The sequence below is a fragment of the Venatoribacter cucullus genome, assembly GCF_016132445.1.
GTDB lineage: Bacteria > Pseudomonadota > Gammaproteobacteria > Pseudomonadales > Oceanobacteraceae > Venatoribacter > Venatoribacter cucullus.
In genome coordinates this window covers 1,869,788-1,894,084 of sequence record NZ_CP046056.1, presented here as the reverse complement: position 1 = coordinate 1,894,084, position 24,297 = coordinate 1,869,788, and the positions used below count along the sequence as shown (strand labels likewise).

Here is a 24,297-nt window from a genome sequence, read left to right as displayed (position 1 = left end):
GCCAGCTTAACCGACCGGAATCCCCATGCCCCTGATCACCTCTTCCTATACTCCGCCACCGGCGCTGGCCAATGGCTATGTGCAAAGTATTCTGCCGACGCTGGTGCGGCGCTTGCCCAGTGAACACTTACAGCGTGAACGGCTGGAACTGGGTGATGGTGACTTTCTTGATCTGGACTGGAGCCGTTGTGCCGCCAGTACCCAGCCACGGCCATTGGTGATTATTTCGCACGGCCTGGAAGGCCATTCACGCCGGCCCTATGTGCTGGGGGTGGCCCGTCAGGCCAACCGCCAGGGTTTTGATGCCCTGGCCTGGAACTTCCGAGCCTGCAGTGGCGAACCCAACCGCTTACCGCGGATGTACCACAGTGGCGCCACCGAAGACCTGCACGCGGTGGTGCAGCATGCCGTGGCCTGTGGCTACCAGCGTATTCATCTGGTGGGTTTTTCCATGGGCGGTAATTTAAGCCTGGTGTATGCCGGCCGGGAGGCGGCGCAGATGCCGGCGGCGGTGCGCTCGGTGGTGGCCTTTTCTGTGCCCTGTGATTTACACGGCAGCGCTCTGCAGCTGGCCAAACGCCGTAACCGGATTTTTATGTGGCGCTTTCTGCGCGATCTGGGCGAAAAAATGCGTATTAAAGCGCAGCGCTTTCCGCAGCTGATCAGCGTCGACGGCTATCAGAATATCCGTAATTTCCAGCAGTTTGATGACCGCTACACCGCGCCATTGCACGGCTTCCGCGATGCGCTGGATTACTGGCAGCAATCCAGCAGCCTGAATTATCTGGCTGAGCTGAAGGTGCCAACCCTGCTGGTAAATGCCCGTAATGATCCGTTTTTGTCAGCGGCCTGCTTTCCGCAGCAACTGGCACAACAACACGAGTTTTTACATCTGGAAATACCGGCCAGCGGTGGCCATGTCGGCTTTATTCGCCGCAGTAAGGATCAGACTTACTGGATGGAACTGCGGGCGCTGGAATTTATTGCCGCGCAGGAGAAAAGAGTACCGGCGTCCCTGCCGGATGCGCACACTCAGCCGTTAACGACCAGTGCTTCCTGACGCTGATGCTGGCGGTATTGTGCCGGGCTCATATTCATTTCTTTGATAAAAATCCGGTCCAGCGTGCGGCGGCCGGATAAGCCGACGGTGAGCGCGATTTGCTCAATACTGTCATCGGTGCTGGTCAGCAGGTGACGAGTGGTTTCCAGACGCACGCTGGTGACAATCTGCTTCAGCGACGTATCTTCGCGGTGCAGGTGCCGGTTCAGGGTGCGGGCGCTGATGTGAAAGTAATCGGCCACTTCCTGCTGGTTGGCATTGAGGCGGATTTTATTCTGCGTAAAGGCTTTGCGGATGCGTTCTGACAAGGCGCCGGAACGCGCCAGCTTGCGGTACTGTTCTTCCACCTCGCGCTTCATCATATTCAGAATATGCGGATTGGTGTTGTGCAGCCCTTCATCCAGCCATTTGCTGTGAAACTGAATGGCACACTCACCGGCGTTGAATTCAATCTCGCTGCGCCATTGCTGGCTGTATTGCGGGGCGTACTGAGTGGCCGGGAACGGTACACTGATATTGCTGATTTGCAGCTCGGCACCACAGAGCTGGCGCAGCCAGTTCAGCAGGGTGCTGATCGCCATTTCAGTGCGGTGACGCTGGGCGGCCAGAATAAAGTTATCGGCCACCGGCAATTTCACTTTGATGATGTTATCGCGGGTGCGGGTAACCTGAATTTCCAGCTCATCACTGAGCAGCGTGGAGAATTTTTCCAGGTAATACAGCGCTTCGCGCAATGTGTTACAGCACAAAAACAGGTGCTGTAACTGGCAGCTGCTGTGCACATTGAATTTGTGCGCGGCCTGAACACACAGGGCTTCGTTGCCGGTGCGGTTAATCAGCAGGCTGATCAGCTCATCGGCATCGTCGGTATTCAGGCGGGTATCAGGATCGCGCAGCTGCTTGAGAATCCGCTGGATATGGCCGGATTCATCAGCAGGCAGCTGATCAAAGAAAGTCGGGCCGGCAGCATCCACAAGAGGACGGACCAGGGCAGCAGAGACGTAACTTTGTTCCATGTTCATAGGCGGTACGGTCGCAGATGAGGTTAACCTTAATCGACAGCAAAGCCTGTGCCATGGCTGTCGTGCGTATACAGAACGGGCGTTCCGGCGACCGTCTGGGCCAGACAAAGCCCAGGGTGTTACCGGAAGTAGCAGTAAAACGCTACTTTATGACGCGACGCGACGGGCCACTGTATGCAAATGTGAAAGGTTTTGATATGACAAAAGTCTCAATCTTCGCCCGCCACCACCCCGGACATGGCGCAACCGGGGCATAGATGATCGTTTTGTGACAAGGTTGGCGTTATCGGTCGCTGCTGTTCAGAAATCGTACTGTACACCCAGCGTGAGCAACTGAAAACGGGTGTTGGGAAATTCCCGGCTTTCCAGTTCGGTGGTTTCCAGTTCGGCCCGTACCGCCAGATCGGGCAGAACCCACCACATCAGCCCGGCGCCGGTAATCATGCTGACGCCGGAAACACTGTCCTGTTCTTCCGTGCGGACATTGCTGGCATCAATGCTGACGCGGTCAAAGTCGGCATACCAGAGGTTAAAGCCGCCTTTTACAAACAGATCCAGCTGTTCCAGCACGCCGAAGCGGTAGCTCAGGCTGAACAAGCCGCCCTGCGGATGAAAACGGCTGATGCCGCTGTTGTTGGCACCGCTGATGGTATTGCGGGCTTCGCCGAGATCCATCAGGCCCATTTCAAAGCTGAGGTTGTCGGTGGCCCGTGGGCCAAACAGCAGACGCCAGCTGGTGCCGCTGGAATCCATATCTGCTGATTCGGTGGTGCCGCCCAGCAGGGCAATAAAGCTGCCGTCTGCCTGCACGGCCGGAGTGGTTAAGGCGAGCGCCAGCAGGCCGGTGGTCAGCAGATTGTGCCGGTAAGTCCGCAGGTTATTCCGCAGGTTATTCCGCAGGTTATTCATAGGTGAGCCCGGTTATTATTGTTGTGTGGTGAGCGGCATCATAGCAGCCGTATCGGGAATGAAAACCCGGCCCTGCAGATGGGTTTTATGGCCGTCACTGCTGCGCAGTTCAAAATGGGTGCTGGCGGGTGTGTGCTGCTGCGGTGGGTTCCAGTGCAGTACGGCGCTGGCGGGCAGAAACAGCGGCAGGCGGAAATCGCAGCTGAGGCTGCAGCGTTCGCTGTTCAGGAGGGGCATCAGGGTGGCGGCGGCGCGGGCTTTGCTCCACATGCCGTGGGCAATATGGCGGGGGAAACCAAACAGGCGGGCGCTGAGCGTAAACAGGTGAATGGGGTTGGAGTCACCGGAAACCCGCGCATACCGCCGGCCCAGATTGCTGGCCAGTTCCCAGTCTTCATGCTCGCTGAAGCTGGCCGGCGCCGGGCGCACCCGGGCAGTACGGCGTTGGCTGCTGCGCGGGTGGCGGGCCAGGTTGGTGCTGACCGATTCCCAGACGATCTCGCCGCCACAGCTGATTTCGGTACAGATATCAAACTCCAGCCCTTTGTCGGTTTCCTGCAACGGGTTAAAGCGGCAGCAGATATCCAGTTTGTCGCTGAGTTGTATGGTCCGGTGCTGGGTAATGTGGTTGCGGATATGCACCAGCCCCATCAGCGCTAACGGAAAATCTTTGTGCAGCATCAGCTCCATATGCAGCGGAAAGGCCAGAATATGCGGGTAAGTAATGGGCAGGCCGGGGGCGTCGGGGTTAAAACCACAGACCCGGGCGTAGGCTGCCACTTTGTCTGCATCGGCGCGGACGCTGGTTTGCCAGGCTTCAATACCGGGCAGGTGCGGTGAGGAGGTTTTACCGGGGCGGGCGAGCAGGGCACGGCCGTACTGGCTTAATAAGCCGGGGGTGTCCTGAAAATGCAATCGGGTGGCGTCGGTCATGGGCTATCCGCTTTTTTTATTCGTGGTGATCAGTCATGCACCGGACAGACTACTGGTTGCAGAGGAGCCGTCATTGGCGCCGCCTGCAGCCGCCGCGCGTCAGATTGGTCAACAGGGCTTGCAGCAGCGCCGGTATCTGGCAGAATCGCAGCCTTACCAACAGGAAATTCAATCACTTATGTCCGGCGGAATGACAGAATTGCGCGACTCCGGCGTTATGATCCAGCTGGCCCATCAGGCCATGCTGAGCATGGGGCTGGATGTAGACCGGGTTTTTGCCCGGCTGGGGGTTACCCCGGAATTGCTGCGTGATCGTAATATCCGTACCCCGCATCAGGCGCAGGTGTTGTTCTGGCAGGTGCTGGAGCAGGAAACCGGCGATGCTGATATCGGCCTGCATCTGGGCGAACACATGCCGGTTTATAAAGGGCAGGTTTTGCAATACCTGTTTTTATCGTCCCCTACCTTTGGTGACGGACTGAAGCGGGCGCTGAATTATCAGCGTCTGCTCAGTGATGCGTCACAGGCCAGTACCGGCCTGGAAGGTGATCAGGCGTTTATTCTGGTCGATAGTGCCAGTGGCAAAGTCGCCGGTTTGCGTCACCTGAGCGAATGTATGGCGCTGGGGCTGATCCGCTTCTTCCGTTACGTGACTGACGGCGCGTTTCAGCCTTCCGCCTTGCATTTCAGCCATGCCGCACCCGCCGACAGTCGTGGCCATGAATGTATCTTCGGCTGCCCGGTTACCTTCGGACAGGCGGATAACCGCATTTATTTCCCGCAGACGCTGCTGGAGCAGCCGTCCTTCCATGCCGAGCCGGAATTGCTGCAGCTGCATGAAAAACTGGCCATTGAGCATGTGGCCAAGCTGGAGCGGCAGGATATTGTTGCCCGGGTGTACCGGGTATTCGGGGAAATTCTCGAAACCGGCGATGTCAGTCTCGACGATGTGGCCACCCACTTACAGCTGAAGGCCCGTACGCTGCGGACCCGGTTAGCCGAGGCCGGTACCAACTTCAATCAGTTACTGGCCGACTACCGCTGCAACCTGGCCAAACGCCTGCTGGCGGGTACCGATGAAACCATTGATGAAATCGTCTACCTGACCGGTTTTTCCGAGCCCAGCACTTTTTACCGGGCGTTCAAACGCTGGACCGGTCAGACGCCGGTGGAATACCGTAATCAGCGCCGGCAGGCTGCAGCGGCGGATTAAAGTTAAACGCTGAACGGCCGATAACTGAACCAATACCGCTTTCAACAGGGATAACGTCATGGCCATTAATCTGAATCCCGGGCAATTCCGTCTGCCCGACAGCAAAACCACCCCGACCCCAACCCGCACCGATAAAAGCGCCGAGCCGGATAAAGCCCTGACCGAATCACTGGCCAAAACCATGCCCGGTGTGGTGAGTGTGGGCGAAAAACAAAGCCCGCAGGAAACCGCGCGTAATATTCTGCAGCATGTACAGAATGGTCTGAATCAGCTGCGTGTGCAGGGCGCGGATGCCGGTCGGCTGGAGCAGCGCCTGCAGGCCGCCCGTGAGGGCATTGAAAAAGGTTACGCCGAAGCCACCGATATGCTGAAAGGCCTGGGGATGCTGGACGATAACCTGAAGGGTGACATTGCCGCCGGTCGGGAGCTGGTGAATCAGGGACTGGATGAACTGGCCGGTAATATCCGTAATCCGCAGCCGGCACCGGTATTAACCGCCCGCAGTGACAGCCTGAACGTGGCCAATGCTTTTTCACTGGAGGTGCTGACCCGTGAGGGCGACCGCGTTACCGTCAGTTTTGAACAAAGCCAGAGTCTCAGCCAAAGCCGTTCGGCGGCGGGTGAATCCATGGCCATCAGCAGCCAGCGCAGCTGGAATATGGAAGTAGCCGGCAGCCTCAGCGAGGCCGAACGCACCGCCTTAACCGGTTTGTTTGATGACGTACAAAGCCTGAGTGAGCGCTTCTTTGCCGGTGATATCGGCCGTGCCCTGGGGGATGCCATGGAGCTGGGCTTTGATGGCGCGCAGCTGGCCTCTATGAGCCTGAATCTGGTGCAGCAGACCAGTGTGGTCAGTACCCGTGCTTATTCGCAGTTCCAGCCACAATTACCGACCCCGGAGCTGGAAAGCCTGAAAGCGCCGCTGGCCTCTTATGTCGACAGCTATCTGCGCGCACTGGATAAAGCCAGCCCGCTGGCCAATGCCGCGCAAACATTAAAGGACCTGGTGCAGCAAATGCTGCCGGAAGAAAGCCGGCTGCCGGTGTGGCAGGCCTTCCATCATGGCATTAACCAACTGCTGAGCGGGGTGCCCGCTGCTGAAACTGCGGCTAAGGAATAAGGTTGGCGCTATTCAGCCAACCGGCAGCAGCGGCTATACTGCCTGCTGATGCTGTTGCCGGAGCGACCCGTGGCGTTAGTTTTAATGAGCACCGAAGCCTGCCATCTGTGTGAACAGGCGCAGGCTTTATTGCTGCCTTTACAGGGGCAGCTGAGCGAAGATCTGTATCTGGACGATATTGCCGACAGTGATGACCTGCTCAATCGTTACGGGGTGCGTATTCCGGTGTTGTTGCACGAAGCCTCCGGGGCCGAGCTTGACTGGCCCTTTGATGCCGCCGCGTTGCGGCGCTGGTTGCAGCAGCAGGGCTGTCTGGCCCCCTCTCTCTCTTCTGAATCCCTCTGAACAAGGAATATTCCTATGCGTCTGACCGGACTGCTTGCATTGTTGGTGTTGCTGCAGGGTTGCAGCTCTAACCCCTTATCTCCCACCGGCGAAGCGGTGTATTACGCGCTGGAAAAAGATACTCATCTGCGGCTGTGGGCCGACGCCTGTCAGGGTATCAGCCCGGATATGCGTCAGACCGCATTACTGGCCCGTCAGAACTGGTGGCAGCGTAACGGCACCTTTGTTGAAGGGGCTGATTTTGGTCTGGCTTACGACGTGGTGCAGATCAGTGATGAACGGGTGGAAACCGGTGCCCGGCTGGCGATGGCGGTCACCTGGAATATTGTGGCCAGTGCCGAAGCCGATATTGCTGAACGTCTGCAGGATGCCGCCAAAGCCGATGCCGAGTGCCGCAACGTACTGAACGCCTATAACAACGGTGATCAGGATTTACGTGGCAACAAACGTATGTACGAAGAGCTGGTGGGGCTGCAGCGCCGCCTGCAGCAGGAAGGCACTGACCTGAAACTGAAACGTGCCGCGGTGGCCCAGAGCAGTGGCAAGGTGTATGGACGTTCATTTTATGTGGTTGAGCGTATGAGCCAGCGCCAGGGCTGTGCCGGTGGTGAAATTCATCTGCTGAAGAATTCCTGGCCCAATGAAGTGTATGAGGCCCGGTGCCCGGATGGCAGTTATCTGCTGGTGCGTTGTGAGTGGGGCAACTGTCGTTTTACCGATTAAAAAACACCGTTAAAAAAACCATAAAAAAACCGGCCAGTGCGTTTGCAGTGGCCGGTTTTTTTATGCCGGACGCTTTATTCCAGCGTCAGACGGGCGCGGTTTTTATCCACAATGGCCGCACCGATGCCTTTAATCTGCGTCAGCTCATCCACGGATTTAAAACCACCCTGCTGTTTGCGGAACAGCACAATCGCTTCGGCTTTCGCTTTGCCAATGCCGTTCAGCTGGGTCAGTTCAGCCGCGGTCGCGGTATTAAGATTGATTTTGGCGTCAGTGGGTTCGGCGGCGCCGGCCAGCAGGCTTACGGATAATAATGCGGCAGCGAACAGATGCTTGATCCATTGCATGGTAACTCTCCTGAGTAGTGGGGGAATCCGTAAATTAGCAATGCCCCCACATGATAAAAATCCGCAGATATTCGCATTTTCGGGCCGGCGTCTTACAGCCGGATGGCTCAGTGAATTGCTACTCAGGCATGAGATAACGCACAGGGGATGCCTGTACCCGGGCGTAAAAAAACCCGGCAAGCCGGGTTTTTCAGGTTGGGTAGCCGTTATTTTTTGGCGGCTTTCTTTTTCTCGTCCACCTGCCATTTTCCGGCGTTGTACCAAGCTGACCAGCCGGTGGCTTTACCGTCCTGTTCGGTCATAACGTACTGCTCTTTGGTCTTGCGGCTGTACCGGATAATGGCGGGGTTGCCGTCGTTATCCTGGCGTGGGGCATCGAGCAGATAGTGATATTTTTCCGGTAACAGCGCCTGATAGGGCAGCAGTTCTGCAACTAATGGTGCGCGGGTTTCACGTTTTTTCGGGAACTGACTGGCGGCCAGGAATAAACCGGTGGCGCCATCACGCAGAACATAGTGGTCATCCACTTTCTGGCATTTCAGTTCCGGCATCGGCACCGCATCCATTTTCGGTGGTGCTGCTTCGCCGCTTTTCAGCAATTTACGGGTATTTTTGCAGCTGCTGTTGGTACAGCCGAAATACTTGCCGAAACGGCCGGATTTCAGCTGCATTTCGCTGCCGCATTTATCACATTCCAGCGTCGGGCCGTCGTAGCCTTTCAGTTTGAACTGGCCGGTTTCCACTTCAAAGCCGCTGCAGTCTGGGTTGTTACCGCAAATGTGCAGCTTGCGCTGTTCGTCCAGCAGGTAGCTGTCCATGGCGGCATCACAGAGTTTGCAGCGGTGTTTGTGCATCAGACGCCGGCTTTCGGCTTCTTCGTCTTCATCGGCGGCAATGGCTTCATCACCGGCAATCAGGTTCAGGGTTTGGGTGCAGCGCTCTTTCGGCGGCAGGCTGTAGCCGGAGCAGCCGAGGAATACCCCGGTGGTGCCGGTGCGGATCTGCATCGGCCGGCCACAGGCCGGGCAGGGGATGTCGGTGTTGACCGGGTCATTCGGGCGCATGCCCTGTTCACCTTCGGCGACTTCCAGTTTGTGCTGGAAATCCTGGTAAAAATTGTCCAGTACGTCGGTCCAGTTGGCATCGCCTTCGGCAATATGGTCAAGCTGTTCTTCCATGCTGGCGGTGAAGCCAAAATCCATCAGTTCGCTGAAGTTTTCGACCAGCCGGCTGGTAACGATATCGCCCATTTTTTCGGCATAAAAACGCCGGCCTTTCAGGCTGACATAACCACGTTCCTGAATGGTGGAAATAATCGAGGCGTAGGTGGACGGGCGGCCGATACCGCGTTTTTCCAGTTCTTTTACCAGTGCCGCTTCCGAGAAGCGCGGTGACGGCTTGGTAAAGTGTTGCTTGGGTTCCAGGTCGGTCAGGTTCAGCGTGTCGCCTTCGTGCACATCCGGCAGCAGGACGTCTTCTTCGCCTTTGCCCATGGCGGCCAGCACTTTCAGGTGGCCGTCAAAACGCATCACGCGGCCGCGGGTACGCAGCTCAAAGGTGCCGGCGCTGACGCTGATGCTGGTGCTGGTGAATTCTGCATCGTTGATCTGACAGGCGACAAAGCGGCGCCAGATCAGGTCGTACAGGCGCTGGGCATCCGGTTCCATGCTGGCCAGGTCACTGGCTTTCAGACGCACATCCGACGGGCGGATGGCTTCGTGCGCTTCCTGGGCGCCTTCTTTGCTGCTGTACAGGCGCGGTTGCGCCGGCAGGTAAGCTTCACCCAGGTGTTTATCAATGTACTGGCGCACCGATTCCAGCGCGTCCTGGCTCAGGTTGGTGGAGTCGGTACGCATGTAGGTGATGTAACCGGCTTCGTACAGACGCTGGGCCAGGGTCATGGTTTTTTTCACGCTGAAGCCCAGCCGGGTACTGGCGGCCTGCTGCAGGGTGGAGGTAATAAAGGGGGCGGCCGGCTTGGAGCTGGTGGGTTTGTCTTCGCGCTTGCTTACCTGCAGGGTTTGCTGACGTAACAAGGCCAGCGCACTGCTGGTATCGGCTTCGTTGGTGGGGCGGAATTCGGCCCCGTTGTGGCGGCTGACCTGTAAGCGCAGGGCTTCACCAGCCGGCGTGGCCGTAGCGGCAAAAGCTTCCCAGTATTCTTCCGGTATAAAGGCGCGGATTTCGCGCTCGCGCTCGACAATCAGACGTACCGCAACCGACTGCACCCGGCCGGCGGATAAGCCACGGGCGACTTTGGCCCACAGCAGCGGTGACACCATAAAGCCGACCACGCGGTCAAGGAAACGGCGCGCCTGCTGGGCGTTCACCCGGTTCATATTCAGTTCGGACGGGCGTTCAAAGGCCTGCTGGATGGCTTTTTTGGTAATTTCGTTGAACACCACCCGGCGGTATTCTTTTTTGCTGTTGCCAATAATCTCGCGCAGGTGCCAGGCAATGGCTTCTCCTTCGCGGTCCAAATCCGTTGCCAGATAAATATGGTCGGCGTCTTTGGCCAACCGTTGCAATTCTTCCACCACTTTTTCTTTGCCGGGCAGAATCTGGTAATGGGCTTCCCAGTGTTTGTCCGGGTCAATGCCCATACGGCCAACCAGCTGTTCGCGGGCTTTGTTCTTTTTATAAATGGCTTTTTCTTCCGGCGACAGTTTCCGCGTTAAGGCCGCCTGACGGGCGCGTTCTTTCGGATCGCTGGGCTGGGCAGAACCCGATACCGGCAGATCACGGACATGGCCGACGCTGGATTTAACGATAAAGTCGTTACCCAGATACTTGTTGATGGTCTTCGCCTTGGCCGGCGACTCCACAATAACCAGCGATTTGCCCATAATCCTTTGCTTTACCTTCTGTAGTTTGCGGCGCGGGTGCACGGAAAACCGACACTTTATAGGGAGACCTGGGGGGGCGGTCAAGCCCGAGTGGGCTGGTTGTAAGGTTTGGCGGGGGCGCCAGCGGCCGGTTTTGTTGCTAAACTCGCGCTCATTATGAATCTTTGGCAGCGATTGACAGACCGTTGTCATGTTGACGGTCTGCAGTGTGGAGACGGGTTGGAATGTCTGAATTAGGGTTGGTTATTGCCATTGCGTTACCCATCAGCCTGATTCTGGCCGGATTGGTGTGGCTGGGCCGGCGTCAGCAGAATCAGCAGTCGCAGCGGCTGCAGGCGCGCGGGATCAAACAAAGTGCCGAAGATTTACTGGAGGCGCTGGAGTTTGTTATCCAGATGGACAATTTCCGTGAAGTGCAGTTGCTGGTGCTGGAACGGGTCGGCCAGCTGTATGCGCTGTACGCGCAGGCTCTGCCCAAAGCCGGCAGCAAACAGAGCGAAGGGTTATTTGACCCCGAGCCCTACAAACAACGCATCGAAGAAGGCAAGGGCAATCGCCGGATTTTCAAAAGTGACCGTGAACTGCGTCTGGCCCGGCGTTATATCGGCAGGATTCTGAAAACCCTGACGCTGATGCAAAAGCGGCGTGAATTGTCGGAAGCGGCGCTGCTGGAATACCGTCGTTATCTGCGCCTGACCCTGCTGGAACGGGAAGTGGATACTTACACCGCGCAGGGCGATGTGGCCGCCGGCCGCGGCGATGTGATTACCGCCACCAATTATTACAAGGCGGCCAAAAAGCTGCTGATTGAATTTGATCTGCAATACCCGGAAAAAAACGAACGTATCCGCGAGTTATCCCAGCGCACGGCGGCGTTGTATAACGGTGAGCGTATCAATACCTCGGAAAACCTGGCGGCGCAGTTATCCAAAGAGTTTGATGCTGAACATTCGCCGTTCGGCATCCCGGCCAATCCGCTGGAAAAACGTAAATTCTGATGCCGTTACCGGCACCGCCTGTCTGGCAGGCGTTTTTGCAGCCTCTGCCGGCAGCGGCTGCTTCCCCTTCTTTATACGTCGATGTACTCAGGCTGGATCGGGTCGATCCGGGCTTGTCCGGCAATAAATGGCTGAAACTGCAGGGCTGGTGGCAGCAGTTTCAGGACGGTCATTATCAATCTTTGCTGAGCTTTGGCGGCGCTCATTCCAATCATCTGCATGCACTGGCCCATCTGGCAGCCCGTGCGCAAGTGCCGGCCCGCTTGCTGGTACGCGGTTATGCCAGTGCTCCTCTAACCCCTACCTTGCAGGATTGTCTGGCACTGGGAGCGCAGCTGGAATTTCTTGATCGTAGCCAGTGGGCGCGGCGCTACGATTTGAGCTGGCAACAGATGCTGGCGGCCCAGCATCAGGCGCTGGTGATTCCCGAAGGCGGTGCCGGCGAGCCGGGTTTGCAGGGCTGCCGGGCTCTGGCAGAGCTTGCTGCCGGTTACGATCAGGTGTGGCTGGCGGTGGGCTCTGGCACCACAGCGCTGGGGCTGGCGCAAGGGTTGGCGGCATTGGACAGCAGAACGCTGCTGGTGGGCGTGAATGCGGTCGCCGATCAGGGCGAGCGGCGGCGTCAGTGGCAACAGCAGATGCCGGCGGCAGTGTCGTGGCAATTAATAGACGATGCTCACGGCGGAGGTTTCGCCCGCTGCAGTGTGCAACTGCTGGCGCTGATTCAGCGTTATGATGCCCTCGGTTTACCCTTGGAGCCGGTGTATACCGCCAAGCTGGTACAGGCACTGGAACAGCGCAGCGCCTTGCTGGCGGGGCAGCGCCTGCTGCTGGTGCACAGCGGCGGTTTGCAGGGGCGGCGCGGGTATCCGGGACTGGGCCGGGCCACCTCCGCCTGACAAGCGTTTTTGTCCCCGCTGTGGTATAAACGACAGCTTTCCGGGGCCTCCCCACAGTCGTTGTACCAGCAAGGTATCAGGTCACAGCAATGGAAGAATTCCGCAATATCGGCATTATCGGCCGTCTTAACAGCAACAAGGTGATTGAGACCATCAAGCGCCTGTCCCGTTATCTGATCGATGAAGGCTACCATGTCATTCTGGATGACCGTATTGCTGAGGTGATGCCCGGCCATGCCATGCAGGTGAGCAATGTGAATCTGCTCGGTGAAATCAGCGATCTGGTGATTGTGGTGGGTGGTGATGGCAGCCTGCTGGGCGCAGCGCGGGCGCTGGCCCGTTACAACACGCCGGTGCTGGGCATTAACCGCGGCCGGCTGGGCTTCCTCACCGATATCAGCCCGGATGACGATATGTGCGATGCGGTGCAGGCGGTGCTGAACGGTGAATACATCAGCGAGCTGCGTTTTTTGCTGGATGCTGAAGTAAAACGTGACGGCAACCCCATTGCCACGGCTTCGGCGCTGAACGATGTGGTGCTGCACCCGGGTAAGGCCACCCGCATGATCGGTTTCGATCTGTGGATTGAAGGCCAGTATGTGTACAACCAGCGCTCCGATGGCCTGATTGTATCGACCCCAACCGGTTCTACCGCGTATGCGTTATCCGGCGGTGGCCCGATTATGCACCCCAAGCTGGATGCGCTGGTGCTGGTACCGATGTTTCCGCACACCCTGTCGAGCCGTCCGATTGTGGTAGATGGTAAGAGTGAAATTAAAATCGTCATTGATCCGCAACAACAGATTTATCCGACCATCAGCTGCGATGGCCAGACTGATATTACCTGTGCACCGGGCGATACCATTACCATCCGCAAGAAAGCCCATAAACTGAAACTGATTCATCCCAAGGGGCACAATTTTTATGAAATTTGCCGCACCAAACTGGGCTGGAGCAGCAACCTGGGGGATTAAGTATGCACCAGGGATACGATCTGATCGGTGATATTCATGGTTGTGGTAACACCCTGATCCGCCTGCTGGAACAGATGGGCTACAGCAAAAAGAACGGTATTTACCAGCACCCTAAACGCAAGGTGGTGTTTCTCGGTGATATTATCGATCGCGGACCGAATATCCGTCTTGCCTGTCATATCGTGCGCGACATGGTGGACGCCGGCCATGCTGATATTGTGATGGGTAATCACGAATACAATGTGGTTACCTATTTAACCGAGGCGCCACCGGGGTTCAATCAGCCTTATCTGCGCCAGCACACCAAGCGCAATAATTTTATTGTTGAGCAAACTCTGCAGCAGTTTGCCAATTATCAGCAGGAATTCCGCGAATTTCTCGACTGGTTTATTACCCTGCCATTATTCCTCGATTATGAGCATTTCCGGGTAGTTCATGCCTGCTGGGATCAGGCCATGATCGACGAATACCAACGCCGTTATGGCGGTAATACACTGCATACATCGTTATTGGCTGAGTCGGTGAATACCAATTCGTTTTTGTATCAGTTTATGGACCGCATGCTGCGTGGTACGTCACTGAAATTACCCGGCAACCGCTCGATGGTCGCTAAAGACGGCATGGTACGGCAATTCTTCCGCACCAAATTCTGGGCTGAAAATCCTAAGCATTATAACGATGTGGTGTTTCAGCCTGATCCGCTGCCGGACGACATTGAACATGGCATGTTGTCGCCGGAAGAAAAAGACCAGCTGTTGTTTTACGGACCGCAGGAAAAACCGCTGTTTATCGGCCATTACTGGATGCAGGGCATTCCGGCGCCTATTACCCCGAACATCGCCTGTCTCGATTACAGCGCGGTAAAATACGGGCGGCTGGCGGCGTACCGGATGGATCAGGAAACCTCACTGCAAATGGGTAAATTTACCTGGGTGCGGGTGGAAAAAACGGAACGCTGAGATGCCGCCCATTCTGATTCTGGAAGCCGATGCTGGGCTGGACTTAGCGCCGTTAACGCAAAAACTCTGGGCTGAGCGCATTCCGCATCGTGTGGTTATGAATGAGGCTGGCCGCCAGTGTCTGTTGCTGGCGGATGCCGCCGATGTGCCGCGGGTACAGGAATGGCTGCAGCACTGGCAGCAGGGCGATATTCAGCAGCGGCAGGCGCAACCGGTGCAGCCGGGCAGTTTGCCGCTGTGGCTGACGGTGTTTGCCACGCCGGTCAGCAGTGTCATTTTACTGGGCCTGGTGGTGTTTTTTGGCTGGATGCAGGTCAGTACGGACTGGCACAGCTGGTTGCAGGCCGGCGCTGAATTCTGGCCGCAACAGCGCTTCAGCTGGCAGCCTTATGCAACCCTTGGACTGTGGGAGTTATGGCGGCCGGTGTTGTTGCATTTTTCCTTGGTGCACCTGCTGTTTAACGGCCTGTGGTGGTGGATTCTGGCCCGCCGGGTAGAACAGCTGGACGGCTGGCTGGCCCTGCTGGCGTTGCTGTTACTGTGCGGCTGGCTCGGCAATGCCATTCAGTGGTGGTATGCCGGCCCCGCCTTTGGCGGTTTGTCCGGCGTTACTATGGGGCTGCTGGGCTGGGTGGGCATCCGTCTGCGCCGTGTGCCTTATGCTTTACCCACGATGTTATTGCCGGTGATGGTCGGTTGGTTACTGCTCACACTGGGCGCCGACACTCTGATGCCGGGCCTTAGCGGCACGGCTCATGGCGCACATTTTGGCGGCCTGATTACTGGTATGCTGCTGGGCCTGATATGGCCGGTGGCGACACAATTCAAACCTTCTGCTCGAGGTTCTCATGACACTTGAACAACTGATTAAAGCCCTGACCCCGGAAATTTATCAGAACCTGCGTACCGCCATTGAGCTGGGGCGCTGGCCGGATGGCCGCAAACTGGAGGCGGAGCAGCGTGAACTTTGTATGGAAGCCGTTATTTATTACGAACAGCTGCATGATTTACCGGCCAATATGCGCGTCGGCTACATGGAAGATGCCTGCAAGTCGGAAGGTAAACACGATCATGACGATGATCAGGACGACGTTCAGATTCTGACGCTGCATTAATCCATGCGTTCAGTGCAGCTACAGGGCCAGCTGGAAAAAATGGCGATCAGCGCGACTACCGATGGCGCGGCGCACTATGAACTGGTGCTGGGTAAAACCCGCACCGGTCTGAATGCTTTGCTGGGGCAGACGGTACAGCTGGATTACCAGGGCGCCATTCACTGCAGTGCCTGTGGCCGGCGCACCAAAACCAGTTTTGCGCAGGGCTATTGTTACCCTTGCTTTACCTCGCTGGCACAATGCGACAGCTGCATGATGAGCCCGGAAAAATGCCATTTTCATCTGGGTACCTGTCGCGAACCGGACTGGGCCGAACAGGTGTGTTTTAACGAACATATTGTGTATCTGGCCAACTCGTCCGGGCTTAAGGTCGGTATTACCCGTGCCACCCAGATGCCGACCCGCTGGCTGGATCAGGGTGCGGTGCAGGCCTTGCCCATCGCCCGCGTGGCGACGCGGCGGTTATCCGGTTTGCTGGAAGATTTGTTCCGCCGCGAGGTGGCCGATAAAACCAACTGGCGGGCGTTATTAAAAGGTGATGCCCCGTTATTGAATCTGGCCGCCGAACGCGACCGCTTATTCGGGCATTTCAGCGGCGAATTACTGGCACTGCAGCGTGAACATGGGCCGGCAGCCATTCAGTTACTGGAGGCCAGCACCGGGCAGCATTTTCATTACCCGGTGCTGCAATATCCGGCCAAAATTGTCAGCCTTAATCTGGACAAAACACCACAGGTCCGCGGCCGCTTACTGGGCCTGAAAGGGCAGTATCTGCTGCTCGACAGTGGTGTGATCAATTTGCGTAAATACACCTCTTATCAGGTCGCCTTCAGCGCCTGATCCACCGCCGAATACAGCAGGACATTGTTATGCGTGATGCACAGCCCCAAGCCATTCATCTGCAGGATTACCGCGCCCCGGATTACTGGCTCGATGCCACCGAGCTGGAGTTTGATCTGCATGAGGATCATACCCGGGTTGACAGCCGGCTGACCTTTCGTCGCAACAGCGCAGCAGCAGCTGACGCACCGCTGCTGCTGAACGGGCAGGGGCTGGAGCTGCTGAGTATTCATCTGAACGGCACATTGCTGGACGCACAGGATTATCAGCTGGATGAGGAAAGCCTGACCATTACCACAGTGCCGGCTGAGTTTGTGCTGGAAGTTTCAGTGCGCATTGATCCGGCCGCCAATACCGCACTGGAGGGGCTGTATCGCTCCGGCGGAATGTACTGCACTCAGTGTGAAGCCGAAGGTTTCCGCCGCATTACCTATTACCCGGATCGTCCGGATGTGATGTCGGTATTCACCACTCATATTAATGCCGACGCCGAACAATATCCGGTACTGCTTTCCAATGGTAATAAAGTGGCCGATACCACCGAAGGCGGCCGCCGTCGCGTTACCTGGCACGATCCGCATAAAAAACCGGCCTATTTATTTGCATTAGTGGCTGGCGATTTATTGGTGAAAGAAGATCAGTTCACCACCATGAGTGGCCGTAACGTGACGCTGCAGATTTTTGTTGAGCCGCGCAATATCGACAAAACCGAGTACGCACTCGATGCGCTGAAGCGTTCCATGCGCTGGGACGAAGAAGTGTATGGGCGCGAATACGATCTGGATATTTTTATGATCGTGGCGGTGGACGATTTCAATATGGGCGCGATGGAAAATAAAGGCCTGAATATTTTTAATTCATCCTGTGTGCTGGCTAATCCGGCCACGGCGACCGACACGGCGTATCAGCGCATTGAAGCCATTGTGGCGCACGAATATTTCCACAACTGGTCGGGCAACCGTGTGACCTGTCGTGACTGGTTCCAGCTCAGCCTGAAAGAAGGCTTTACCGTATTCCGCGATGCCTGTTTTTCGGCTGATATGCATTCCGCCACGGTTAAACGCATTGAAGACGCCAATATTATGCGCACCGTACAGTTTGCCGAAGACAGCGGCCCGATGGCGCACCCGGTACAGCCGGATTCCTTTATTGAAATTTCCAACTTCTATACCGTTACCATTTATGAAAAAGGTGCCGAAGTGGTTGGCATGCTGCATAAAATTCTCGGTAAAGAGGGCTTCCGCAAAGGCACGGATCTGTACTTTGAACGCCATGATGGTCAGGCCGTGACCATTCATGATTTTGTACAGGCGCTGCAGGATGCCAATAAGGTTGATTTAACCCTGTTCAAACGCTGGTACAAGCAAGCCGGTACGCCGGTGGTACAGGTTGAAAGCCATTACGATGCCACCGCCCAGCAGCTGCACTTAACCCTGCGCCAGCACTGCCCGGATACGCCGGGACAAAGCAATAAATTACCGATGTGGATTCCGGTACAACTGGGCCTGATTGGCAGCAACGGGGATGATTTACCGGTGCAGGTAAGCCCCGCCAATGCCTGGACGGAGGCCAGCCAGGTACTGCATCTGACCGAATCTGAACAAACCTTTGTCTTCAGCGGCCTGGCGGAAGAACCACGGTTGTCGCTGTTGCGTGATTTTTCGGCACCGGTGAAAGTGGACTTTGAGCAAAGCGATGAAGACCTGCTGTTTTTACTGCAGCACGACAGCGATGGCTTTAACCGCTGGGATGCTGGTCAGCGTCTGATGCTGCGCTGGATTGACCGCGCCCGCGCGGGCCGCTTCCGTCTGGCAGCGGCCGAGCAGCAGGCGTTGAGTGCGCTGCTGGCCGATACGCAGCTGGACCCGGCCATGGTCGCTTATCTGCTGAATCTTCCGTCTGAGGCCTACATTGCCGAGTTTTCTGCAGTCATTGATCCGCTTGCCATTCATAGCGCCCGCCGGCAGGTACAGCAGGCGCTGGCCGTGGCCCTGGCCAGCGATTTCGCCGCCTGTTATCAGCGCCTGCACAGCACCGCCCCCTATCAGCCGCAGCCGGCTGCCATGGCGGCCCGCAGTCTGAAGAATCTGGCCCTCAGCTACTGGGTAAAAAGCAGTGCTGAAGGTATGGAGCAGGCCCGGCGCCAGTACCAGCAGGCGGATAATATGACCGACCAGATGGCGGCACTGGTGGCGCTGGTGAATTCCGGTGAACGGGTGCAGGCGGAAGCCTTGCTGGCCGATTTCTGGCAGCGCTGGCAGCACGACCCGCTGGTGGTGAATCAATGGCTGGCGGTGCAGGCCGGCTCGGCTGAATTCGGTACGGTGGAGCAGGTGCAGGCCCTGTTGCAGCATGAGGCTTTTGACTGGCGTAACCCGAACAAAGTACGTTCAGTGCTGGGGGCATTTGCCAATCAGTCGCTGGTGAACTTTCACCGTGCCGATGGCGCCGGCTACGACCTGCTGACCGATGCGGTGCTGAAACTGAATGATAGTAATCCGCAGATTGCGGCGCGGTTACTGACCCCTCTGACCCGCTGGCAGCGCCTGGTGCCGGCCGCGGGGCAGGTTATGAAAGCCCGTTTACAGCGTATTAAGGAGCACGGCAGTCTGTCGAAAGATGTGTACGAAGTGGTCAGCAAGAGTTTGATTTGAGCATCGCGGCAAGTTTCTTTATTCTTGCTGCGGGAAGATTGCCGCACACTGCGGTAAAACAGAGGTCGCATAATGAAAAAAAATAATTGGATCGCGGCTGGTGCATTAGCGTTAGCATTTGTTGTGCCGTCAGCATTGGCGGCAGTATCGGTACAGGAAGCAGACAAACTGAAAACCACCCTGACACCACTGGGTGGTGAGCGGGCGGGTAATGGCAGTGATATTCCGCCTTGGCGTGGCGGTCTGAGCCTGCCGCCGGTGGGTTACAGCAAAGCGGGTCAGCCGCATGTTGATCCGTTCAGTAAAGACAAACCTCTTTTCGTTATTACTGCGGCCAATATGGCGCAGTATTCGCAATATCTTACCGAAGGGCAGAAAGGCTTATTCCGTACCTATCCGAATACCTTTGCCATGCCCATTTATCCGACCCGGCGCACGGCCGCGGCACCGGACTGGGTGTATGAAAACACGTACAAAAACGCCATCCGGGCCGAGTTAACCAAAGATGGTAACGGCCTGCAGTATGCCTATGGCGGCATTCCGTTCCCGATTGCCAAAAACGGCCTGGAAGCCATCTGGAACCACATTGCCCGCTGGCGTGGCGTGTATCTGGTACGCCGCGCGGCCGAGATTGCGGTACAGACCGACGGCAGTTTCTCACCGGTACTGGTGCAGCAGGAAATTGAGTTCAACTACTATCGGCAGGATAAAAGCATCGAGGATCTGAACAATATTCTGTTCTATTACCTCTCATACACCCGCGCGCCGGCACGTCTGGCCGGTGGTGCGGTGTTATTGCATGAACCCCTGAATCAGGTGCAGCAGCCACGCCAGGCCTGGGGTTATAACGCTGGTCAGCGCCGTGTCCGGCTGGCGCCGAACCTGGCTTACGATACGCCCATTGCTGCGGCTGACGGCCTGCGTTACGCCGACGATACCGACATTTTTAACGGTGCCCCGGACCGTTATAACTGGAAACTGGTGGGTAAAAAGGAAGTATTTATTCCTTACAACAACTACCAGCTCAGTTCTGACAAGGTTAAATACAAAGACCTGATCAAGCCCGGCCATTTGAATCCGGAATATACCCGCTATGAGAAACACCGGGTGTGGGTGGTGGAAGCGACATTAAAAGACGGTGTACGCCATGCTTACGGTAAACGGGTGTTTTATCTGGATGAAGATACCTGGGGCATTGCCGTAGCCGACCTGTACGACCAGACCGGCGAATTATGGCGGGTCAGCATGGCCTACATCAAAACCTACTACGAACTGCCGGTCACCTGGAGCACCATGGAGGCCTACCACGATCTGCAATCCAAACGTTATTACGTGCAGGGCATGGATAACGAGGAAGGCAGCACTATTGATTACAGCCAGGAGCCACCGGGCGAGCGTTACTTTACTCCGGCCGAATTGCGCCGGCGCGGTAAGCGCTGAGTGAAGTCAGGAACGGATCAGCACTGCTGGTCCGTTTTTTTGTGGGCTGCCACGCAGCAGACAGCAGCCCGGCTGTGCTAATCTCTATTACACATCGTAACAATAGGACGTTAGTCAATGGTTAACCGCTCGGCTAGACTGCCCGCTTCCGCAATTACTATAACAACGGAGCTCAATATGTTTTCTGATTTGGTTCAGTCTCTCGCCTGTGCCTGTAAGCGGCTGGCGACTGCAGGCTTTACCCGAATTGGCGGACTGTTTGCCTTACTGGCGCTGTCCACCTCCGCCCAGGCCAACTGGCAGGACCCCCTGAATACCCCGGCTTTTGAAACCCAGCGTGCCCATCAGACGCTGATGCTGGATGTGGTACGGGCCGATCGCCGTCTGATTGCCGCTGGTTCGCACGGCCATATTGTGCTGTCGGATGACGATGGTCACACCTGGAAACAAGCCCGGGTGCCGGTATCGGTAACCCTGACGTCTTTGCATTTCCCTTCCGGTCAGATCGGCTGGGCCGCCGGCCATGATGGCGTCATTCTGCGTACCGATGATGGTGGTCAGAGCTGGACCAAGCAGTTTGATGGTTTCATTGCCAATAAGGCTATTGTGGCGGCTGCAGAAAAAATGCAGCAGGCCGCCGAACAGGCACTGGCCGATGCTGAAGCCCGTGGTGATGACGTAGCCGTTGAAGAAGCCACTGCGGCACTCGAAAACGCCGAATTCGCGGTCAGCGATGCCAGTTACGATATGAACAGTGGTTCCACCAAGCCGTTTCTGGATGTGTGGTTCTACGATGCCCGCCGCGGTTTTGCCGTTGGTGCTTACGGCATGCTGTTTGAAACCCGTGATGGCGGTGAAAACTGGGTAGATGCTTCGTCCCGTTTACCCAACCCCGATCGTCTGCACCTGAATGCTATTACCTCCGTGGGTGGCCGCTCACTGATGATCGTTGGTGAAATGGGCCTGATTATGCGCTCCGAGGACCTGGGCGAAAGCTGGGCGGTGCTGGATTCCCCTTACGATGGTTCATTGTTCGGTCTGGTCGCTGACCGTGATCAGCAGCTGTTGTTTGGTCTGCGTGGTCACGTATTCCGTTCTACCGATGGTGGCATCAGCTGGATGGAAATGAACACCGGCAGTGAACAAACCCTGCTGTCCGGCGCCATCAGCAGCCGCCGCACTCTGCTGGTGGGTAACGCCGGTTCAGTGGTGATGTTTGACGCCCAGATGCAACAGCCCCGGGCGCTTATTATCGAAGGCCGTAAAGCCTACGCTGCCGTTGCCGAAGCCTCTGATGGCAACTTCGTACTGGTGGGTGAGGCCGGCGTTATGCGTCTGAATGCTGCAGGTGAATTGATTGATCAGGCCATCAGTATGGCCGCCGGGGATTTCTGAACATGTCTGAACAAAAACATCATTATTCTACCGTTCCGGAACACTACATTCTGTCGATGGAGACCGAGCCGTTCCTGGAGCGTGTGCTGTTTAACAACCGCCTGCTGGTTTTGCTGATTCTGGCGGTGCTGACGGCACTGTTTGCGTTTGGTTTAACCAAAACCAAACTGGATTCCAGTATCGAAAAATACATTCCGCTGCAGCATGAATATATCCAGAATTATCTGGTGCATGCCGATGATATGAAAAGCGGTGTGGCCAACGTCAAAATTGCCGTTGAAGCCAAACAGGGTGATATTTTTACCCGCGAATACATGGAAACCCTGAGCAAAATTAACGATGAGGTGTTCTTCGTTAAAGGGGTTGACCGCTCGGCCATGCAATCCTTGTGGACGCCGAATACCCGCTGGACCGAAGTGACCGAAGAAGGTTTCCAGGGTGGGCCGGTGGTGCCAAGCACCTACGATGGCAGCGCCGAAAGCCTGGAGCAGGTACGGCAGAATATTCTGAAGTCTGGTGAGGTCGGCCGTCTGGTCGCCAACGATTTCCGTTCTTCCATTATTGACGTACCGCTGACCGAATTTGATCCGGAAACCGGTGAGCGTCTGAGCTATCAGAAATTCTCTGCCGATCTGGAAAATAAGATCCGGGCTGAGTTTGGCGGCGAAGGCAGTCCGTATCAGATTTACATCACCGGTACGCCGAAAAAGCTTGGTGACCTGCTGGATGGGGCGGTCTCAATTGCTTATTTCTTCATTGCCGCCATTCTGATGACCGCTTTCCTGCTGTATCTGTATTCCCGTTGTCCGCGTGGTACGTTAATTCCTATTATTGCGTCATTGATTGCGGTGGTTTGGCAGCTGGGTTTGCTGGGGTTACTGGGTTACACCATTGACCTGTATTCGGTACTGGTGCCGTTTCTGGTGTTTGCTATCGGTATTTCCCATGGCGTACAGATTATTAACGGCATTGCCATTGAAGCGGGTAAAGGTGCCAACAATGTACAGGCTGCCCGTCATGCATTCCGTGGTCTCTATGTGCCGGGTATGCTGGCGCTGCTGAGCGACGGCATGGGGTTCCTGACCCTGCTGTTTATTGATATTGGCGTTATTCAGGAACTGGCCATCGCCGCCAGTATCGGTGTGGCCGTTATTATTGTGACCAACCTGATTCTGCTGCCCGTTGTTATGTCTTATGTGGGCATCAGCCAATCCGGTGTGGCCCACGCCCAGAAAGCGGAAGCCTCTGATCCGAAACTGTGGAAAGCACTGTCTTATTTTGCTAACCCGAAAGTGGCACCGCTGCCGATTATTGTTGCCGTGGCCATGGCCGTTGCCGGTTATTACATGAGCCGTGATCTGCAGATTGGCGACCTGGATAAAGGTGCGCCGGAACTGCGTGCCGATTCCCGCTATAACCTGGATAACGATTTTATGGTGTCCAACTATTCCACCAGTTCGGATGTACTGGTGGTGATGGTGGAAACCGCTAAAGAGCAGTGCAACAGCTTTAAAGTGATGGACGTGGTTGATCGCTTTATGTGGTACATGCAGAACGTCGATGGCGTGCAGTCTGCGGTATCACTGGTAACGGTTTCCAAGCTGGTCACCAAAGCCATGAACGAAGGCAATATCAAATGGTCGGCGCTGTCGCGTAACCAGACCATTCTGAACACCTCCATTCAGCGTGCTCCCGGTTCATTGCTGAACCCGGATTGCTCGATGGCACCGGTTATTATTTATCTGAATGATCACAAAGCGCAGACTCTGACCACGGCTGTGAATGCAGTAGAAGCCTTCAAAAAACAGTTTGATGATCAGGTCGATGAAAAATATTTCAGCTATAACCTGGCCGAAACTGAAGCGGCTATTGCCGCAGGCGAAATCAGCTCCGTACCGGTTCGTTTCCAGCTGGCCTCCGGTAATGCCGGTATCGAAGCCGCGACCAATCAGGTAATCGAAAGTGCTCAGGGCACCATGCTGATTTTCGTCTACGTGGTGGTGTTTACGCTGTGCTTTATCACCTTCCGTTCCTTCACCGCCGTGGCCTGTATTATTCTGCCGCTGGTGCTGACGTCCATTCTCAGCGAGGCGTTAATGACCATGCTGGGCATCGGGGTGAAAGTGGCCACGCTGCCGGTAATTGCACTGGGGGTGGGTATTGGTGTGGACTACGGCATCTATATTTACAGCCGTCTGGAAGTGCTGTTGATTCAGGGTAAATCGATGCAGGACGCCTTCCTGGCGACGCTGAAATCTACAGGTAAAGCGGTGAGTTTCACCGGTATTACCCTGGCTATTGGTGTGGCGACCTGGATTTTCTCACCGATCAAATTCCAGGCCGACATGGGTATTCTGCTGACCTTTATGTTCTTGCTGAACATGCTGGGGGCGCTGATTCTGTTGCCGGCACTGGCGCATTATCTGTTACGTCCGGAACGCATTATTGCCCGTCACAAAGCCCGCTATGGCGATATCCCGCCGGCTGGCTGAATCTGAACGAATG

21 protein-coding genes are annotated in these 24,297 nt (G+C 56.2%); 16 read left to right on the top strand and 5 right to left on the bottom strand.

Going from position 1 to position 24,297, the window contains the following annotated elements:
- The first annotated feature begins 25 nt into the window (after window positions 1–25).
- Complete coding sequence (locus GJQ55_RS09020; protein WP_228344638.1) at window positions 26–1,060, top strand: YheT family hydrolase; 1,035 nt, start codon at window positions 26–28, stop codon at window positions 1,058–1,060.
- Here the strand turns inward: GJQ55_RS09020 and GJQ55_RS09015 are convergent.
- The 3 genes from GJQ55_RS09015 to GJQ55_RS09005 all read right to left on the bottom strand — a co-directional run bounded on the left by GJQ55_RS09015 (window position 1,033) and on the right by GJQ55_RS09005 (window position 3,924).
- The gene (locus GJQ55_RS09015; RefSeq protein ID WP_228344637.1) at window positions 1,033–2,082 is read right to left on the bottom strand and encodes an AraC family transcriptional regulator; all 1,050 of its coding nucleotides are present in this window, start codon (window positions 2,080–2,082) and stop codon (window positions 1,033–1,035) included. The two genes, GJQ55_RS09020 and GJQ55_RS09015, sit on opposite strands and share 28 nt — an antisense overlap.
- 300 nt (window positions 2,083–2,382) lie before the next feature.
- Window positions 2,383–2,991, bottom strand: coding sequence for a porin family protein (locus tag GJQ55_RS09010; RefSeq protein WP_228344636.1), 609 nt, complete (start codon window positions 2,989–2,991; stop codon window positions 2,383–2,385).
- Between the two features lie 15 nt (window positions 2,992–3,006).
- A complete protein-coding gene (locus tag GJQ55_RS09005) occupies window positions 3,007–3,924 on the bottom strand; it encodes a MaoC/PaaZ C-terminal domain-containing protein (RefSeq protein WP_228344635.1) in 918 nt (305 codons plus the stop codon).
- Window positions 3,925–3,997: 73 nt separating this feature from the next.
- Here GJQ55_RS09005 and GJQ55_RS09000 point away from each other — a divergent pair, with 73 nt between their 5' ends.
- From GJQ55_RS09000 to GJQ55_RS08985, 4 genes are all read left to right on the top strand, one after another.
- Complete coding sequence (locus GJQ55_RS09000; protein WP_228344634.1) at window positions 3,998–5,137, top strand: AraC family transcriptional regulator; 1,140 nt, start codon at window positions 3,998–4,000, stop codon at window positions 5,135–5,137.
- Between the two features lie 58 nt (window positions 5,138–5,195).
- On the top strand, window positions 5,196–6,257 hold the full coding sequence (locus GJQ55_RS08995; RefSeq protein ID WP_228344633.1) for a DUF5610 domain-containing protein: 1,062 nt from the start codon (window positions 5,196–5,198) through the stop codon (window positions 6,255–6,257).
- A 69-nt stretch (window positions 6,258–6,326) separates the two neighbouring features.
- Window positions 6,327–6,602 (top strand): glutaredoxin family protein, encoded by a 276-nt coding sequence (locus tag GJQ55_RS08990; RefSeq protein ID WP_228344632.1) that lies wholly within the window; start codon window positions 6,327–6,329, stop codon window positions 6,600–6,602.
- Between the two features lie 15 nt (window positions 6,603–6,617).
- Window positions 6,618–7,325, top strand: a complete 708-nt coding sequence (locus tag GJQ55_RS08985) for a hypothetical protein (RefSeq protein ID WP_228344631.1) — start codon at window positions 6,618–6,620, stop codon at window positions 7,323–7,325.
- Window positions 7,326–7,399: 74 nt separating this feature from the next.
- On the opposite strand, the gene GJQ55_RS08980 is transcribed toward GJQ55_RS08985, so the two are convergent.
- Together GJQ55_RS08980 and topA are read right to left on the bottom strand one after the other, a co-directional pair.
- Window positions 7,400–7,672 (bottom strand): ComEA family DNA-binding protein, encoded by a 273-nt coding sequence (locus GJQ55_RS08980; protein ID WP_228344630.1) that lies wholly within the window; start codon window positions 7,670–7,672, stop codon window positions 7,400–7,402.
- A 206-nt stretch (window positions 7,673–7,878) separates the two neighbouring features.
- Window positions 7,879–10,518: a type I DNA topoisomerase gene (gene topA, locus GJQ55_RS08975; RefSeq protein WP_228344629.1), complete on the bottom strand. Its 2,640-nt coding sequence runs from the start codon at window positions 10,516–10,518 to the stop codon at window positions 7,879–7,881.
- A gap of 224 nt (window positions 10,519–10,742) precedes the next feature.
- Between topA and GJQ55_RS08970 the strand changes: the two genes are divergently transcribed.
- The 11 genes from GJQ55_RS08970 (at window position 10,743) to GJQ55_RS08920 (ending at window position 24,284) form a co-directional block, all read left to right on the top strand.
- Window positions 10,743–11,516 (top strand): hypothetical protein, encoded by a 774-nt coding sequence (locus tag GJQ55_RS08970; RefSeq protein ID WP_228344628.1) that lies wholly within the window; start codon window positions 10,743–10,745, stop codon window positions 11,514–11,516.
- Entirely contained in the window at window positions 11,516–12,415 is a 900-nt protein-coding gene (locus GJQ55_RS08965; protein ID WP_228344627.1) for a 1-aminocyclopropane-1-carboxylate deaminase/D-cysteine desulfhydrase, read from the top strand. The genes GJQ55_RS08970 and GJQ55_RS08965 overlap by 1 nt, the downstream gene beginning before the upstream one ends.
- 89 nt (window positions 12,416–12,504) lie before the next feature.
- Window positions 12,505–13,389, top strand: a complete 885-nt coding sequence (locus GJQ55_RS08960; protein ID WP_228344626.1) for an NAD(+) kinase — start codon at window positions 12,505–12,507, stop codon at window positions 13,387–13,389.
- 2 nt (window positions 13,390–13,391) lie between these two features.
- The gene (locus tag GJQ55_RS08955) at window positions 13,392–14,348 is read left to right on the top strand and encodes a metallophosphoesterase (RefSeq protein ID WP_228344625.1); all 957 of its coding nucleotides are present in this window, start codon (window positions 13,392–13,394) and stop codon (window positions 14,346–14,348) included.
- 1 nt (window position 14,349) lies between these two features.
- A complete protein-coding gene (locus tag GJQ55_RS08950; protein WP_228344624.1) occupies window positions 14,350–15,207 on the top strand; it encodes a rhomboid family intramembrane serine protease in 858 nt (285 codons plus the stop codon).
- Window positions 15,197–15,463 carry a YeaC family protein gene (locus tag GJQ55_RS08945; protein WP_228344623.1) on the top strand — a complete coding sequence of 89 codons (267 nt, stop codon included), beginning with the start codon at window positions 15,197–15,199 and terminating at the stop codon, window positions 15,461–15,463. The genes GJQ55_RS08950 and GJQ55_RS08945 overlap by 11 nt, the downstream gene beginning before the upstream one ends.
- A 3-nt stretch (window positions 15,464–15,466) precedes the next feature.
- Window positions 15,467–16,303 (top strand): DUF2797 domain-containing protein, encoded by an 837-nt coding sequence (locus tag GJQ55_RS08940; protein WP_228344622.1) that lies wholly within the window; start codon window positions 15,467–15,469, stop codon window positions 16,301–16,303.
- Between the two features lie 29 nt (window positions 16,304–16,332).
- The gene (gene pepN / locus GJQ55_RS08935; protein WP_228344621.1) at window positions 16,333–18,957 is read left to right on the top strand and encodes an aminopeptidase N; all 2,625 of its coding nucleotides are present in this window, start codon (window positions 16,333–16,335) and stop codon (window positions 18,955–18,957) included.
- A gap of 72 nt (window positions 18,958–19,029) precedes the next feature.
- Window positions 19,030–20,397 carry a DUF1329 domain-containing protein gene (locus tag GJQ55_RS08930; RefSeq protein WP_228344620.1) on the top strand — a complete coding sequence of 456 codons (1,368 nt, stop codon included), beginning with the start codon at window positions 19,030–19,032 and terminating at the stop codon, window positions 20,395–20,397.
- 177 nt (window positions 20,398–20,574) lie between these two features.
- Window positions 20,575–21,792: a YCF48-related protein gene (locus tag GJQ55_RS08925; protein ID WP_228344619.1), complete on the top strand. Its 1,218-nt coding sequence runs from the start codon at window positions 20,575–20,577 to the stop codon at window positions 21,790–21,792.
- A 2-nt stretch (window positions 21,793–21,794) separates the two neighbouring features.
- Window positions 21,795–24,284 (top strand): efflux RND transporter permease subunit, encoded by a 2,490-nt coding sequence (locus GJQ55_RS08920; RefSeq protein ID WP_228344618.1) that lies wholly within the window; start codon window positions 21,795–21,797, stop codon window positions 24,282–24,284.
- Window positions 24,285–24,297 lie beyond the last annotated feature (13 nt).

Coding starts and splice junctions, on each gene's coding strand:
- GJQ55_RS08925 (WP_228344619.1), top strand. CDS start 20,575: ATGTTTTCTGATTTGGTTCAGTCTCTCGCCTGTGCCTGTAAGCGGCTG.
- GJQ55_RS09015 (WP_228344637.1), bottom strand. CDS start 2,082: ATGAACATGGAACAAAGTTACGTCTCTGCTGCCCTGGTCCGTCCTCTT.
- GJQ55_RS08955 (WP_228344625.1), top strand. CDS start 13,392: ATGCACCAGGGATACGATCTGATCGGTGATATTCATGGTTGTGGTAAC.
- GJQ55_RS08985 (WP_228344631.1), top strand. CDS start 6,618: ATGCGTCTGACCGGACTGCTTGCATTGTTGGTGTTGCTGCAGGGTTGC.
- GJQ55_RS08995 (WP_228344633.1), top strand. CDS start 5,196: ATGGCCATTAATCTGAATCCCGGGCAATTCCGTCTGCCCGACAGCAAA.
- GJQ55_RS08960 (WP_228344626.1), top strand. CDS start 12,505: ATGGAAGAATTCCGCAATATCGGCATTATCGGCCGTCTTAACAGCAAC.
- GJQ55_RS08920 (WP_228344618.1), top strand. CDS start 21,795: ATGTCTGAACAAAAACATCATTATTCTACCGTTCCGGAACACTACATT.
- GJQ55_RS09005 (WP_228344635.1), bottom strand. CDS start 3,924: ATGACCGACGCCACCCGATTGCATTTTCAGGACACCCCCGGCTTATTA.
- GJQ55_RS08945 (WP_228344623.1), top strand. CDS start 15,197: ATGACACTTGAACAACTGATTAAAGCCCTGACCCCGGAAATTTATCAG.
- GJQ55_RS08940 (WP_228344622.1), top strand. CDS start 15,467: ATGCGTTCAGTGCAGCTACAGGGCCAGCTGGAAAAAATGGCGATCAGC.
- GJQ55_RS08970 (WP_228344628.1), top strand. CDS start 10,743: ATGTCTGAATTAGGGTTGGTTATTGCCATTGCGTTACCCATCAGCCTG.
- GJQ55_RS08965 (WP_228344627.1), top strand. CDS start 11,516: ATGCCGTTACCGGCACCGCCTGTCTGGCAGGCGTTTTTGCAGCCTCTG.
- pepN (WP_228344621.1), top strand. CDS start 16,333: ATGCGTGATGCACAGCCCCAAGCCATTCATCTGCAGGATTACCGCGCC.
- GJQ55_RS08980 (WP_228344630.1), bottom strand. CDS start 7,672: ATGCAATGGATCAAGCATCTGTTCGCTGCCGCATTATTATCCGTAAGC.
- topA (WP_228344629.1), bottom strand. CDS start 10,518: ATGGGCAAATCGCTGGTTATTGTGGAGTCGCCGGCCAAGGCGAAGACC.
- GJQ55_RS08950 (WP_228344624.1), top strand. CDS start 14,350: ATGCCGCCCATTCTGATTCTGGAAGCCGATGCTGGGCTGGACTTAGCG.
- GJQ55_RS08930 (WP_228344620.1), top strand. CDS start 19,030: ATGAAAAAAAATAATTGGATCGCGGCTGGTGCATTAGCGTTAGCATTT.
- GJQ55_RS09020 (WP_228344638.1), top strand. CDS start 26: ATGCCCCTGATCACCTCTTCCTATACTCCGCCACCGGCGCTGGCCAAT.
- GJQ55_RS09010 (WP_228344636.1), bottom strand. CDS start 2,991: ATGAATAACCTGCGGAATAACCTGCGGAATAACCTGCGGACTTACCGG.